The 13,907-nt window shown below is 71.0% G+C and carries 16 protein-coding genes; 10 read left to right on the top strand and 6 right to left on the bottom strand.

Annotation, left to right across the window (positions count from 1 at the left end; translation table 11 throughout):
- Positions 1 to 10 precede the first annotated feature (10 nt).
- Positions 11 to 604: a hypothetical protein gene (locus tag ACFUCU_RS04520; RefSeq protein WP_377970969.1), complete on the top strand. Its 594-nt coding sequence runs from the start codon at positions 11 to 13 to the stop codon at positions 602 to 604.
- A gap of 117 nt (positions 605 to 721) precedes the next feature.
- Positions 722 to 1,030 (top strand): hypothetical protein, encoded by a 309-nt coding sequence (locus tag ACFUCU_RS04515; protein ID WP_377971335.1) that lies wholly within the window; start codon positions 722 to 724, stop codon positions 1,028 to 1,030.
- A gap of 85 nt (positions 1,031 to 1,115) precedes the next feature.
- Here ACFUCU_RS04515 and ACFUCU_RS04510 read toward each other — a convergent pair whose 3' ends face one another.
- Positions 1,116 to 1,658: a CGNR zinc finger domain-containing protein gene (locus tag ACFUCU_RS04510; RefSeq protein WP_364138161.1), complete on the bottom strand. Its 543-nt coding sequence runs from the start codon at positions 1,656 to 1,658 to the stop codon at positions 1,116 to 1,118.
- Between the two features lie 202 nt (positions 1,659 to 1,860).
- On the opposite strand from ACFUCU_RS04510, the gene ACFUCU_RS04505 reads away from it, so the two are divergent.
- Positions 1,861 to 2,874 (top strand): DMT family transporter, encoded by a 1,014-nt coding sequence (locus ACFUCU_RS04505; protein ID WP_377971333.1) that lies wholly within the window; start codon positions 1,861 to 1,863, stop codon positions 2,872 to 2,874.
- A gap of 69 nt (positions 2,875 to 2,943) precedes the next feature.
- Here ACFUCU_RS04505 and ACFUCU_RS04500 read toward each other — a convergent pair whose 3' ends face one another.
- The 4 genes from ACFUCU_RS04500 to ACFUCU_RS04485 form a co-directional block, all read right to left on the bottom strand.
- Positions 2,944 to 3,210 (bottom strand): hypothetical protein, encoded by a 267-nt coding sequence (locus tag ACFUCU_RS04500; RefSeq protein WP_290257160.1) that lies wholly within the window; start codon positions 3,208 to 3,210, stop codon positions 2,944 to 2,946.
- Positions 3,211 to 3,369: 159 nt separating this feature from the next.
- Positions 3,370 to 5,628: a heavy metal translocating P-type ATPase gene (locus tag ACFUCU_RS04495; RefSeq protein WP_377971331.1), complete on the bottom strand. Its 2,259-nt coding sequence runs from the start codon at positions 5,626 to 5,628 to the stop codon at positions 3,370 to 3,372.
- 136 nt (positions 5,629 to 5,764) lie between these two features.
- Positions 5,765 to 5,995 (bottom strand): heavy-metal-associated domain-containing protein, encoded by a 231-nt coding sequence (locus ACFUCU_RS04490; protein ID WP_290257162.1) that lies wholly within the window; start codon positions 5,993 to 5,995, stop codon positions 5,765 to 5,767.
- A 93-nt stretch (positions 5,996 to 6,088) separates the two neighbouring features.
- Complete coding sequence (locus ACFUCU_RS04485; protein ID WP_377970967.1) at positions 6,089 to 6,496, bottom strand: metal-sensitive transcriptional regulator; 408 nt, start codon at positions 6,494 to 6,496, stop codon at positions 6,089 to 6,091.
- Between the two features lie 322 nt (positions 6,497 to 6,818).
- Between ACFUCU_RS04485 and ACFUCU_RS04480 the strand changes: the two genes are divergently transcribed.
- The 7 genes from ACFUCU_RS04480 (at position 6,819) to ACFUCU_RS04450 (ending at position 13,146) form a co-directional block, all read left to right on the top strand.
- Positions 6,819 to 7,937: a WD40/YVTN/BNR-like repeat-containing protein gene (locus ACFUCU_RS04480; RefSeq protein ID WP_377970965.1), complete on the top strand. Its 1,119-nt coding sequence runs from the start codon at positions 6,819 to 6,821 to the stop codon at positions 7,935 to 7,937.
- 9 nt (positions 7,938 to 7,946) lie between these two features.
- The gene (locus ACFUCU_RS04475) at positions 7,947 to 8,234 is read left to right on the top strand and encodes a MoaD/ThiS family protein (RefSeq protein WP_377970963.1); all 288 of its coding nucleotides are present in this window, start codon (positions 7,947 to 7,949) and stop codon (positions 8,232 to 8,234) included.
- Between the two features lie 148 nt (positions 8,235 to 8,382).
- Positions 8,383 to 9,138 carry an ABC transporter ATP-binding protein gene (locus tag ACFUCU_RS04470; protein WP_364138170.1) on the top strand — a complete coding sequence of 252 codons (756 nt, stop codon included), beginning with the start codon at positions 8,383 to 8,385 and terminating at the stop codon, positions 9,136 to 9,138.
- On the top strand, positions 9,125 to 9,835 hold the full coding sequence (locus tag ACFUCU_RS04465; RefSeq protein ID WP_290257168.1) for an ABC transporter ATP-binding protein: 711 nt from the start codon (positions 9,125 to 9,127) through the stop codon (positions 9,833 to 9,835). Before ACFUCU_RS04470 ends, ACFUCU_RS04465 begins: the two co-directional genes overlap by 14 nt.
- Before the next feature lie 4 nt (positions 9,836 to 9,839).
- Entirely contained in the window at positions 9,840 to 10,721 is an 882-nt protein-coding gene (locus ACFUCU_RS04460; protein WP_377970961.1) for a branched-chain amino acid ABC transporter permease, read from the top strand.
- Between the two features lie 56 nt (positions 10,722 to 10,777).
- A complete protein-coding gene (locus ACFUCU_RS04455) occupies positions 10,778 to 11,890 on the top strand; it encodes a branched-chain amino acid ABC transporter permease (RefSeq protein WP_377970959.1) in 1,113 nt (370 codons plus the stop codon).
- Positions 11,887 to 13,146, top strand: a complete 1,260-nt coding sequence (locus ACFUCU_RS04450) for an ABC transporter substrate-binding protein (RefSeq protein WP_377970958.1) — start codon at positions 11,887 to 11,889, stop codon at positions 13,144 to 13,146. The genes ACFUCU_RS04455 and ACFUCU_RS04450 overlap by 4 nt, the downstream gene beginning before the upstream one ends.
- A gap of 13 nt (positions 13,147 to 13,159) precedes the next feature.
- Here the strand turns inward: ACFUCU_RS04450 and ACFUCU_RS04445 are convergent, their stop codons facing one another.
- Positions 13,160 to 13,780, bottom strand: a complete 621-nt coding sequence (locus ACFUCU_RS04445; RefSeq protein ID WP_377970957.1) for a PadR family transcriptional regulator — start codon at positions 13,778 to 13,780, stop codon at positions 13,160 to 13,162.
- Positions 13,781 to 13,907 lie beyond the last annotated feature (127 nt).

Here is a 13,907-nt window from a genome sequence, read left to right as displayed (position 1 = left end):
AACTGGACGGGTGACTCTCCCCGCCACCCCGAGCCCCTCGACCGCCCCGACCGCCGCCCCGGACCTTTGGAAGCCGGTCCTGCTGCGCGCCGCCGTCGCCCTGGTCTTCGGCGCCGTCACCGTCTTCTGGGCGGCTCCGCCGGTCCCGGCGATGGGCTGGACCGCCGGACTCTACCTGCTGGCCACCGGCGTGGTGCTGCTCTGGGGCGCCCGCCGGACCGGCCTGGCCGCCGGCAGCCCGCAAGCGCGTCTCCTGGCCGCCGCCGGCGCCATCCTGGCCGGCACCGGGGCCGCAGTGGCGCTGCTGCCCTCCAACCTGGTCTTCGGCGTCGTCGGCGCCCTGGGCCTGGCACTGGCCGGCGCGGCCGAGCTGATCCTCGGGATCGCCACCCGCGGCCGGTCGGTGCTGGCCCGGGACTGGATCACCTCCGGCATCATCGGCCTCGGCACGGCCGTGGGGCTGCCGTTCTTCATCGACCTGGGCCCGCACGCCCTCCTCGGTGTGGCCGGCGGCGGCGCCATTATCGGCGGCGTGCTGTGGACGCTGGCCGGGCTGACCCTGCGGCACGATGCGCGGGGCGTTTCCGCCGAGGCCGTAAACTAGACAGGACAGGTTCTACCCGGCGTAGAACATTTGCGCGATCGCGACTGCCACGCCCCACGGCGCTGGCGGCAGGAGGAAAGCACCTTGGCACAGCAGAACCCAGGAGAACGCCGCACGATGCGGACTTCGGTCAAGGGACCGCTGATGTTCTCCGCCTTCTTCGCGGTGCTGGCCTTCTTCGCCGTCCTCATCTTCGCCTCCGGCGGCAGCGCCAAGGCCCCCCGCTTTGACCTGGCCTTCACCGGCGCCGGCATCGCCTTCATCGTCACCCTGGTGATCGCCGCGATGCTCTCCATGAGCTACAAGGAGAACGCCGAGCACCTCGGCAAGGGCTCCGGCGTGAACCTCAGCTCCCGCCGCCCGGCGTCCTCCCCCCAGCAGGCCCCGCAGCAGGAAGAGTCCGACGGCGGCACCCCCGCCCACTAGGCCCACTCAGTCCGGCTCCACTAGCCCGGCCCCAGCTCACTAGCCGGTCCCCTCTCCGGCGGCGCAGGCAGTCCTCAGCCGCCCCCTAGGACGCGGCCTTCCGTGCCCGGTAAGCCGCCACGTGCGCCCGGTTGGCGCAGTTGCCGGTGTCGCAGTACCGCTTGGAGCGATTCCGGCTCAGGTCCAGCACGACGGCGTCGCAGTCGTCCGCGGCGCAGACCAGCATCCGGTCCATTTCCTTGCTGCGGATGACGTCCACCAGCGCCATCGCCGCCTCCGTGCTCATCCGGTCCGCCAGGGGCGCCTCCGGCGCGGTGGCGTGCAGGTGCCAGTCCCAGCCGTCGTGCTTGCTCAGCTGCGGTAGTGCCCGCGCCTCACGCAGCAGCCGGTTCACGGTGTCCACCGCTTCGGACTCCCCGGCCCGCCAGAGGGCGGTGAGTTCGGTTCGCAACCGCAGGACGCTCTCCAGTTCGGCCACGTCGCGGCTCCGGGCGCCGCTGAAGCCCTCAGCGCTGAGGAACCGGTCCAGGGCGGCCGGATCCGGGAGATGTTCCTCCCCGTTCGCCGCGGTATTGATCAGGTTGACGACGGACCGGAGCGCAATCTCCGTGTCAGGGGCAAAAATCATCTTGACTCCTTACGTTCGACGCACGTACTGTCATGACCATAACCCGACTTTACTCCTGACAGGAGGCAGACCCTTGCCTGCCGCTCGCCGCCCCGCCGGCTCTCCCACCAGCACCCCGCACGACGGGCCCATCCCCGGCAGCCCGGGCACCGGCACCGTCGCCGGCACGCCAGGCACGCCCGCCGCCGGAACCGCCGCCGGCATCCCGGCGCGGACCGGCGTCTCCTCGTTCCTCGCCTCCGGCCTGGGCGTGGCGCTGTTCTCCTCGGCGGTCTTCGGCCTGTCCGGATCCTTCGCCAAGTCCCTGTTGGAGACCGGCTGGAGCCCCGGCGCCGCGGTCACCGCGCGCCTGACCGGCGCCGCCCTGGTCCTCGCCGTCCCCGCGGCCCTCGCGCTGCGCGGACGCTGGCACCAGCTCCGGGACAACTGGCTCACCGTGGTGCTGTTCGGCGTGATCGGCGTGGCGGCCTGCCAGCTCTTCTACTTCAACGCCGTCGCCCGGCTCTCGGTCGGCGTCGCCCTCCTGCTCGAATACCTTGCCCCGGTGATGATCGTGCTCTGGCTCTGGGTGGCCAGTCGACGCCGGCCCCGGCCGCTGACCGTCGGCGGGACGCTGCTCTCGCTGGCGGGGCTGGTGCTGGTCCTGGACCTCACGGGGGCGGTGCGGATCGACCTGGTCGGCGTGCTCTGGGGCGTGGCGGCCGCCGTCTGCCTGGCCATCTACTTCTTCATCACCGCCAAGGAAAACGACACCCTGCCGCCGATCGTCCTGGCCTCCGGCGGCCTGCTGACCGGCGCCGCCGTGATGTGGCTGGCCGCGGCGTCGGGTCTGCTGCCCATGGCCGCCTCCACCGCGGACACCCGCCTGGGTCCCTGGGTGACGCCGTGGTGGGTCTCCCTCGGCGGCTTGGTCCTGCTGGCCACCGTGCTGGCCTACGTCTCCGGGATCGTGGCCGCCCGGGCCTTGGGCTCCAAGGTGGCGTCCTTCATTTCGCTGACCGAGGTGCTGTTCGCGGTGCTCTGGGCCTGGCTGCTGCTGGGCGAGCTTCCCGGGCCTGTGCAGCTGCTGGGCGGCGTGCTGATCGTGGGCGGGGTGCTGCTGGTCCGGCTGGACGAGTTGCGGACGGCCGCCGCGGTTCCGGCGCCGCTGGACCACGCGAACGACGTCGAACCCGTCCCCTGGGCAGGCCGGGCGGGGTCACAAAAGGCGGATTAACAGCAGCAGGTCCGGACGCGGTGCGTCCGGACCTGCTGCGTAGTGGGCGGGTTGTTTCCGCGGCCGCGTTTAGCGGGCGGAGGCGCTCTGCTGTTCGGTGGCGTTGCGGACCGCCTGCTGGCCGGCCTGCTGCAGCGCCTGGGACACCCGGGTCAGGGCCGCGACGTGCTCGCCGTTCCACTCGCTGCGGAACTTCTCCGCGTCCGGACCCATCCACTGCGTGCCGGCCAGGACCTTGGTCAGCATCGACTTCTGGTTATCGATTTCCTGCGACCCGGCCTGCAGCTTGGACCCCAGCGCCTTCAGCTGATCAACATCTGCACCCCAAATAGCCATGCGAAAAATCTCCTTAGATCGTCGGACCCGAACCTCTCGGCGTCCCCAGCGGCCCCCGGCTGATCCGGAAGTTCCTATGCCAAGAACCTACCCTGCCGCCTCCGCCAGCGTCGATGGGGACCCCTGCCCATGGAGCCCTGCCCATAGGGTTGGCCCCGCTCAGGCTGCGGCCGGCCCTTGCTTCCCGAAGCTGCGGAGGCGGAGCGAGTTGGCCACCACCAGCACCGAGCTGGCGGCCATGGCCGCGCCGGCGATCATCGGGTTGAGCAGGCCCAGGGCCGCCACCGGGATGCCGACGGCGTTGTAAAAGAAGGCCCAGAAGAGGTTCGTCTTGATGGTGCCCAGCGTGCGGCGGGACAGCTCGATCGCCTGCGCCACCTGGGCCAGGTCGTTGCCCATGACGGTCAGGTCCGCGGCCTCGATCGCCACGTCCGTCCCCGAGCCCATGGCGATGCCGAGGTCCGCCTGCGCCAGCGCCGCGGCGTCGTTGACGCCGTCGCCGGCCATGGCCACGGTGGCGCCGTCGTCCTGGAGGGCGCGGACGGCGTCCACCTTCCCCTCGGGGGTGACCCCGGCGTAGACATCCTCCGCGGCGATCCCGACGGCGGCGGCCACCTGGGCCGCGACGGCCGCATTGTCTCCGGTCAGCAGGATGGGGCGCAGTCCCAGCCCGCGGAGCCGGGCGATGGCGGCCGCGGATCCGGGCTTCAGGGTGTCGCGCAGGCTGACGATCCCCGCCGGTGCGCCGTCGACCGCCACCCAGATGGCGCTCGCCCCGGCGGCTTCCTCCGCCGCGAGGGTCTCGCGCTGGCCGCCGATGAGGGCGACGCCGTTCTCCTCCAACCAGCTGGAGCGGCCTACGGTGACGGTGTGCCCGTCGACCCTGCCGCGGACGCCGCCGCCGGGGGCGGAGTGGAAGTCCGCGACAGCTGGCAGCCGGTCCGCGGACCCGGCGGCCAGGGCGGCCGCCGCGATGGCCCGGGCGATCGGGTGTTCCGAGGCGGCCTCGGCGGCGCCGGCGAGCCGCAGCACGGCCTCGGCCTCGAAACCGGGGAAGGCCATGGTGCCCGCGACGGCCAGGTGCCCGGTGGTCACGGTCCCGGTCTTGTCCAGCAGGATGGTGTCCACAGTCCGGGTGTCCTCCAGGACCTGGGGGCCTCGGATCAGGATGCCCAGCTGGGCGCCGCGGCCGGTGCCGGTGAGCAGGCCCACCGGTGTGGCCAGGCCCAGGGCACAGGGGCAGGCGATGACCAGCACCGCCACCGCGGCCGTGAAGGCCGAGCGGAGGCCGGCCTCGGTGATGTCCGGTCCGGCCGCCAGCAACCAGGCGGCAAACGTCACGACGGCGATGCCCAGCACCACCGGGACAAACACGCCGCTGATGCGGTCGGCCAGCCGGGCGATGGGCGCCTTGCCGGACTGCGCCTGCGAGACCAGCCGTCCCATCTGGGCCAGGGTGGTCTCCGAGCCCACGCGGGTGGCCCGGACCAGGATCCGGCCGGAGGTGTTGATGGTGGCGCCGGTGACGGGGCTGTCCGGGCCGACCTCCACCGGCACGGATTCGCCGGTGACCAGAGAGGCGTCGACGGCGGAGCTGCCCTCGACCACCACGCCGTCGGCCGGGATCTTCCCGCCGGGGCGGACCACGATCACGTCGCCCACCGTGAGCCGGTCCGCCGGGACGGTGACCTCGAGGCCGTCGCGGAGCACGGTGGCATCCTTGGCCCCCAGATCCAGCAGGGTTTTCAGCGCATCCCCGGCCTTCTGCTTGGCGTTGGCCTCAAGGTAGCGGCCCAGCAACAGGAAGGTGGTCACCACGGAGGCCACCTCGAAGTACAGGCCCTCCGGTCCCATGCCGGCCATGGCGGGGTGTTCGGTGAGCCGCGGATTGGCCAGCAGCTGCCAGGCGGAGAAGACGTAGGCCGCGGTGACGCCGATCGAAACCAGGGTGTCCATGGTGGAGGACAGGTGCCGGGCGTTCACCGCCGCTGCCCGGTGGAAGGGCCAGGCCGCCCAGGTGACCACCGGCAGGGCCAGCAGCCCGGCCACCCAGCCCCAGTTCGGGAACTGCGCGGCCGGCACCATGGAGAGCACGAAGACGGGCACGGTGAAGACCGCGGCGGTGATCAGGCGGGGCTTCAGGGCCGACGCCGCGCCGCGGGTTGCGCCGGCAGTTGCGCCGCCGTCGGACGCTCCATCCCCGGCGGAAGTCTCGTCCACGGCGGGGCGCGCTGCAGGGGGCGTCCTCACGGTGGCCTTGTAGCCCGCGGCACTCACGGTGGCGGTGAGTTGGTCATCGGTGATGCCGGCCGGAACGGTCACGCGGGCCGATTCCAGCGGCAGGTTCACCACCGCCTCCACGCCCTCCAGCTTGCCGAGTTTGCGCTCCACCCGGCCCACGCAGGACGCGCAGGTCATGCCCTCGATATCGAGTTCCACCACCCGCGTCCCGGACTGGTCCAGCAGCTTGGCGTTTTCCACGGTACGTGCCTCTTTCCTTGCTCCTTCATGCTGCGGGCGCCCGCTCTGGCGCTCAGGGCTGGTTGCCGCCCGGTCAGGCTTCGTTGGCGACCACCAGGTAGCCGGCCTCGGCGACGGCCTCGCCGATCTCGGCGGGGGAGAGCTCCCGGGCGGAGCCGATGGTCACGGTGGAGATCCCGCCGGCGTTGAGGTCGACGTCGACGTTCTCCACGCCGTCCAGGGCCTCGAGTTCCTCCGTGACGGAGGAGACGCAGTGGCCGCAGGTCATGCCGGAAACCTCAATGGTGGTGGAAACGGTGCTCATGGTGCTCTCCTTCGTGGGCCGGGACGGCCCTGTTGGTGGCCGAAAAGGTGGGTGCTGAAAGGTTCGTGGCAGGGTGGGCCGTGGCTCGCGGCGTCAGCGCAGGAGCCGGCCGATGGCGTCGGTGGCTTCCTTGACCTTGGCGTCGATGGCCTCCGACCGCAGCTCAGGATCCGGTTCGGCGGCCGCCCCGACGACACAATGGCCGATGTGCTCCTCCACCAGCCCCAGGCTGACGGCATGCAGGGCCTTGGTGACGGCGGCGACCTGGGTGAGGATGTCGATGCAGTACTTGTCCTCATCGACCATCCGGGCGATGCCGCGGACCTGCCCCTCGATGCGCTTGAGCCGCTTGAGGTAGGCATCCTTGTTAGCGGAATACCCGTGCTGGCCGGAGCCGGTGTGGGGGCCCTCGTGCTGGTCTGTCGCTGCGGCGGTATCTGCGTCCGCACCTGCGGGAATCAGGTCCCCGGCGGCGGCCACTGAAGAATCGGATGCGCTCATGGCCACCAAGATATACCCCTGGTGGGTATGGCGCAAGTACCCCCAGGGGGTATCGATGGTTTACGCCGCCGGAGAATGGGCGTTAAAAAGCTCCGGAGTGCGTTATTGGGGGATACGCACTCCGGAGCAGTCATTGGGGTAGGCGTTCTTCCGCCTACATCCACGACTCTACGGGGCGCGCGGCGGCTTTGCCAGCACCTCGGATAACTACTTTCGCTTTAGTTTCCCGTGCCCCGGCCGGTCGGGCCGCCGCCGGTGTCCCGGGGAATTTCTCCAAGCGAAGGTGAAAAGACCATTGCGGGCCTTCACTCGTGGTGGTTCGATGGGGGCCATGGCATCCGAGGAAAACTTTGTCCTGGCAATCGGCACGAAAAAAGGGCTGTGGCTGGCCACTAGCCCCGACCGCCGGTCCTGGTCCCTGTCCGGACCGCATTTCCTGATGAGTGAGATCCCCAGCATCGGCATCGACACCCGGGACGGCAAGACCCGGATCCTGGTCGGCGTCCGCTCCGAGCACTGGGGACCCACCGTCTTCCACTCCGACGACCTGGGGGCGAGCTGGACCGAGCCCGAGCAGGGCGCCATCCGCTTCCCCGAGGACACCGGCGCCGCCCTGGAGCGGGTCTGGCAGATCTACCCCGACGCCGAGTCCCGGCCCGGCGTCGTCTGGGCCGGCTGCGAGCCGATCTCGGTGTGGAAGTCCACCGACGGCGGGGAACACTTCGAACTCAACCGCGGCCTCTGGGACCACCCGCACCGCAGCGAGTGGGGCTCCGGCTACGGCGGCGCGGCGGCCCACTCGATCGTCGTCCACCCTGACGGGGAGCGGGTGCACGTGGCCATGAGCACCGGCGGCGTCTACCGCTCCAAGGATGGCGGCCAGTCCTGGGACGCCCGGAACAAGGGCATCTCCGCCTACTTCAACCCCGACCCCTACCCCGAGTTCGGCCAGTGCGTGCATAAGATCGCCGCCGATTCCGCCGTCGACGGCCGGCTTTACGCGCAAAACCACCACGGCGTCTACCGCACGGACGACGACGCCGAGACCTGGGAATCCATCGCGGAGGGGCTGCCTGCGGACTTCGGCTTCGTCATGCTCACGCACCCGCACCGCGCCGGGACGGCCTGGGTGATCCCGCTGAAGGCCGACGGCGAGCGGATCCCCCCGGAGGGGAAGCTGGCAGTGCACCGGACGGACGACGCCGGAGCCACCTGGAAGCGGCTGGACGAGGGCCTGCCCGGCTCCGAATTCAACGCGGTGCTCCGCGATGCGGCCTGCGTGGACACCGCCGAGCCGGCCGGGGTGTACTTCGGCACCCGCGGCGGCAGCGTCTACGCCAGTGCCGACGAGGGTGAGCACTTCACCGAGGTCGCCTCGCACCTGCCCGACGTGCTGTGCGTGCGCGCGGCGCAGGTGGTCGGCGCCCCGGTCCCGGCATGACGGGCCGCCGTGGCTGAGATCAGCGTGCTGCTGCCGAGCGTCCTGGCACCCCTGGCGGGCGGCCGGTCCGGCCTCGAGATGGCCGCCGACGGCCCGCTCCCGGTGGGCCGGCTGCTCGACGAGCTGGCCGGCAACTACCCCGCGCTCGGCCGGCGCCTCCGGGACGAGACCGGCAGCGTCCGCCGCTTCGTGAACGTCTACGTTTCCGGCGTCGAAATCCGCCGCCTGCAGGGCCTCGGGACCGAGGTCTCGCCGGGCCAGGAGGTGCTCATCATCCAGTCCGTCGCCGGCGGCTGAGCTCCGCGGCATTCTGACCTCAAAATCGTTGACAATTTCGTCAGCGATCCGTACCGTCGGTTCCGGGCCGTCCCTGCCGGTCGCGCCCCACCCCGCAATGGTGCGACAGGAAGGGATGCCGGTGGCCGCAACCTTGAGCCTGACGGACGTGAGCCTCCACTTCGGCGGCGTCAAGGTGCTGCAAGACGTCAGCTTCGACGTCGACCCCGGGGTCATCCTCGGGTTGGTCGGGCCCAACGGCGCCGGCAAGACGTCCCTCTTCAACTGCATCAGCGGGCACTACAAACCCAGCGCGGGCACCATCACCATCGACGGCGCCGAGGTCCAGGGCTCGGCCCCGTCCCGGCTCGCCGGACTGGGCCTCGCCCGGACCTTCCAACACCCGGCCCTGCTGCTGAACGCCACCGTGCTGGAGAACGTCCTCCTCGGCGGACACCTCCGCCTCCCCGGCGGCCCCGCCTCCTGGGCGCTCCGGCTGCCGCGGACCGCCCGGGCCGAACGCTCCATCCGCGCCGAGGCCCGCGGGCTGCTCGAGCGCGCCGGACTCGGCTGGGCGGCCGACGTCCCGGCCAACGAACTCTCCCACGGCCTGCACAAGGGGATCGAACTCTGGCGTGCGCTGCTCTCCGGACCCTCGCTGCTGCTGCTGGACGAACCGGCCGCCGGCCTCTCCCACGCCGAGGTGGAGGAGCTGATCGCCACCGTCCGGCGGATCCGCGCCGAACAGGACATCACGATCATCGTCGTCGAGCACCACATGGGCCTCATCTCGGCGCTCACGGACCAGGTGGTGGTGCTGGACCACGGCCGGAAGCTCATGGCCGGAACCGCGGCGGAGGCGCAGGCCGACCCGCGGGTGATCGAGGCCTACCTGGGGAAGGACGCCGCGGATGACGCTGCTTGAGCTGGTGGACGTGACCGCCTCCTACGGGCCGATCCAGGTGATCGACGGCGTCTCGCTCAGCGTGCCCGAGGGCGGCGCCGTCGGGATCCTCGGCGCCAACGGCGCGGGCAAGACCACCACCCTGCGGGCCATCAGCGGCACCGTCCGTGCCGGCGGGACCATCCGGTTCGCGGGCCGCGACATCCGCGGGCTGCGGCCTGACCAGGTCGCGGCGCTGGGCATCGCGCACGTGCCCGAGGGCCGCGGAACGCTGGGGCAGCTGAGCGTGCGGGAAAACCTGATGGTGGGCGCGTACCTGCGGAAGGGACGCCAGGCGATCGCCGCCGACGTCGACTACTGCCTGGACCTGTTCCCGCAACTGCGCGACCGGATCGGCTCCCGGGCGGCCGCCCTCTCCGGCGGCGAACAGCAGATGCTCGCCGTCGGCCGGGCGTTCATGGCCCGGCCGCGGCTGCTGCTGCTGGACGAGGCCTCGCTGGGACTCGCGCCGGGCACCGCCAAGACCGTCTACGAGGCGATCCGCAGGCTCCGGCTGGAGTCCGGGATCGCCATGGTGGTGGTGGAACAAAACGCCAACCTCGCCTTCTCCCTGGTGGACACGGCAACCGTGCTGGAAACGGGCCGCACCGCCCTGACCGGCACCACCGCCGAACTCAAGGGGATGGACGAAATCCGACGAGCGTACCTGGGGGGCTGAACCGGTGGGCACCTTCATCCAGCTGGTGGTCGACGGGCTGTCGACCGGATCCATCTACGCCGCCCTGGCCCTGGCGATCGTGCTGGTCAACCAGGCCACCGGGCTGATCAACTTCGCCCAAGGCGGCCTGGCGGTCCTCTCCGGCTACGTCGCCTACGCCTTCGTGCAGGCGGGCCTGCCGCTCGTGGTGGCCATCATCCTGGCCGTGGCGCTGTCCTTCGTCCTCGGTGCCCTCGCCGAACGCTTCCTTGTCCGCCGGTTCGAGCGCGGCGACCCGGACACCGCCGTCGTCGTCACCATCGGCCTGCTGACCCTGATCACCGGCATCATCGCCGTGATCTGGAGCTACAACAACCTCGGCTTCCCCTCGCTGTTCCCGCTCACCAGCGTCGACATCCTCGGCGCGGTGGTCAGCGTCCGGTCACTCGCCACCACGGTGACGATCGTGGTCATCATGGTGGTCCTGCAGCTGCTCTTCCTGCGCACCAAGCTGGGCCTGGCCCTCCGCGCGGTGGCGGACAGCCCGGCGTCGGCCGCCCTCTCCGGGCTGCCGGTGGGCCGGCTGCTGATGGTCGGCTGGGGACTGGCCGCAGCGCTCGGCGCCGTCGCCGGCGTCCTGGTGGCCCCGCAGCTGACCCTGACCCCCGGCATGCTGGACACCGCCCTGGTCTACGCCCTCGCCGCCGTGATCCTGGGCGGGCTGAGCAGTCCGATCGGCTGCGTGGTGGCCGCCTGGGCTATCGGCGTGCTGGAAAACCTCGTGGCGGTGTACGTACCGTTCATCGGCCACGACCTGAAGATCGCGGTCCCGTTCGCGCTGATCTTCGTCATCCTGATCCTGCGGCCGCAGGGCCTCTTTGGCCGGAAGGTCGTGGTGAGAGTCTGATGCGAAACCGCCTGCCCGCAAAACCCTTGTCCGTAGAACCCCAGTCCGTAAAACCCGTGGCCACCGGAAACCGCACCGTCCGGATTGTGGTGCTCGTCCTGGTGGCCGTGGTGCTGCTGCTCGCGCCGCTGAACCTGCCGCCCTTCGCCAACCAGACCCTGGTGCGGATCGGCGTCTACGCGGTGGCCGTGCTGGGCCTGAACATCGTCATGGGCTACACCGGCCAGGTCAACCTCGGCCAGATCTTTTTTGTGGGTCTCGGCGCCTACGTCACCGCCTACGGGGTCAAACAGGGCTGGAACATCCTGCTGGTGTTCGTCCTGGCCTGCCTGATCGCCGGCATCGTGGGGCTGCTGGTGGCGCTGGCCGCGGCGCGGCTGGGCGGCCTCGCGATCGCCATGGTGACCATCGCCCTGCCGATCGTTGGCGTGCCGCTGGCCAAACGGCTGGAGGGATTCACCGGCGGCTCTCAGGGCATCTCCGCCCGGTTCACCGACGCGCCGGAGTGGTCCGGGCTCTACAACGACCAGTGGCAGTACTACATCATCCTGCTGGTGACAGCCGCCGGTTTCCTGCTGGCCCGCAACCTGGTCCGCGGCAAGTACGGCCGGGCGTTCGGCGTCGTCAAGGAAAACGAGGCCGTCGCCGCGTCGATGGGCGTCTCCCCGTACCGGACCAAGGTCCTGGCCTTCACCGTGGCCTCCATCTTCGGCGGCGCCAGCGGGTTCCTCTACCTCGCCGCCGTGCAGTACACCTCCCCGGAAACCCTGAGCTTCGGGCACTCGATCAGCCTCCTGGCCGCCATGGTGATCGGCGGCGCCGGGAGCATCGCCGGGTCCCTCATCGGCGGGGCCTACTACGTCCTGGTCCCGCTGCTGACCAACGCCGTGGACCCCGGCCTCACCACCGTCAGCCAGGGCGCCATCCTGCTGATCGTCCTGTTCCTGCTGCCCGAGGGCCTCGTCAGCCTGCCCCGGGTGATCCGCCGGATCACCGGCCGGAACCGGGACCGGCCCGGCGCCCCGCAGCGCTCCGTTCCCGCAGGGGCCGCAGGGGCCGCGGCGGAAAAGCAGGCAGACCAGGACCAGACAGAGCACCAGGCCATTCCTAACCAGACAGACCAGCAGCAGACAGTCCAGCACCAGACAGGGAGGCATGACCAAGCATGAGAAAGAACACCCGGCCTCGCGGGGTCCTCGGCATCGTGGCGGTGGCGGCGGTCATTGCGCTCTCCGCCTCGGGCTGCACCCGCGGGGGCACCAACCAGGGCGGCGGCAGCAACGCCGCCTCGCCCGGAATCACCGACTCCTCCATCACCCTCGGCATCACCACCCCACTCAGCGGCGCGATCGCCGGCCAGGGCACCTGCACGGTGGCCGGCGTCACCGCCTACTTCGGCGCGCTCAACGCCGCCGGCGGCGTGAAATTCGGCGACGGCAAGACCCGCACGGTCAACATCAAGTCCTACGACGACGGCTACGACCCGCAGAAGTCGCTGGCCAACTTCCAGCAGATGGTCTCGGACAACGTCTTCGCCGCCACCGCGGGCCTCGGCACCCCCACCAACCGGGCATTCCGGGAGGCGGCGATCAGCCAGAAGGTCCCGCAGGTGCTGGTGATGACCGGCGACCCGCTGTTCAGCGACCGGAAGCAGAGCCCCTGGCAGCTCGGGTTCGTCCCGATCTACCAGAACGAGGGCGCCGCGTTCGGCAAGCTGATCGCCGGTTCCGGCCAGCCGCACAAGGTGGCGATCCTGTCCCAGAACGACGACTACGGCAAGGGCTACGTCCAGGGCTTCAAGGACGCCATCAAGGGCGCCTCGAACATCTCGGTCGTGGGCGAGCAGACCTACGAGGCCACGGACACCTCCGTGGACGCGCAGCTGACCCAGCTGGCCTCCTCCGGTGCGGACGTGTTCTTCGACGCCATGTCCATCACCCCGCTGGCCATCGCCTCGCTGCAGAAGGCCCAGCAGCTCGGCTGGAAGCCCAGCTGGTTCCTGCCCTCGAACACCTCCAGCCCGGCCGCGATCCTGGGCCCGGGCGGTGCCGCCGCGTACCCGGGCATCTACTCGGTGTCCTTCGCCAAGGCCCCGCAGAGCCCGGCGTTCGCCAAGGATCCGGACGTCGTGAAGTTCCTCGCCGACCTCAAGCAATACGCGAAGTACCCGGACATGCCGGCCTTCCCGCACTGCATGTGGAGCTACATGGTGGGTGCGACGCTGGAGCAGGCGTTCAAGACCATGACCGAGCCCACGCGGGACAGCTTCATGACCGCGCTGCGCAACGTCAAGGGCCTGCAGGCGCCGCTGATGCTCTCCGGCACCTCGGTGGATACGACGACGGACGGCCAGCCCGCGGTGTCCTCGGTGCTGGTGCAGAAGTACGACGGCAAGGGCTACGCGACGGTGCAGAACTTCGGCTAGGCGCAGGCGGCGCCTACCGGGCCGGGATTCCCGGCCCGGGCCAGGCGCCGCCGGCGGACTCCAGCTCGTCGACCAGCCGGAGCCCGCGCCGGGCCCACTCGATCTCGGTGCGGGCGCGGTCCACCAGGCCCTCGTAGGTGAAGCGCTTGAAGGCCACGGTGCGTTCCCGGTCGCCGGGGTCGGTGACGGCGAGGCGGCGGACCAGCATCGGGTTGGCCACCTCGGCGATCCGCTGCAGTTCACCCTCCCACTGGGCGAGTTCGGTCTCCCACTGGGCCTGGTGCCGGCGGAAGAAGGCGCGGGCGTCGCCGGGGGAGGCGGCCTCGAGGTAGGCCGCGCGCAGGTGGGCCGGGTCGCGGACCCGCGCGTACTCCAGCGGGGTCTTCATCCAGGCCAGGAACGCCGCCTCGCCGGCGGCAGTCACGTGGTAGAGCCGCCGGGTGGCGCGCTGGCCGCGGGGCTGTTCCTCGCCCTCGATCAGGCCCTCGGTCTCCATCTTGCGCAGCTCGGGGTAGATCTGTGAGTCCGGGGCGTGCCAGACGTGGCCCACGGACGCGGAAAACTGCTTCTGCAATTCGTATCCGGAGAGCGGGCCGACGCGCAGCAGCGCGAGCAGCGCATAGCGCAGGCTCATACGGTGCTCCTTCCGGGCGTGGCGGGGGGGGGGGGGGGGGGGGGGCCCCCCCCCCCCCCCCCCCCCCCCCCCCCCCGGGGGGGGGGGGGGGGGGGGCCCCCCCCCCGGGCCCGGCCCCCGCCCCCCC

This window comes from Arthrobacter sp. NPDC057259 (assembly GCF_042668995.1).
GTDB lineage: Bacteria > Actinomycetota > Actinomycetes > Actinomycetales > Micrococcaceae > Arthrobacter.
This window is presented reverse-complemented; position numbering and strand designations above follow the sequence as displayed.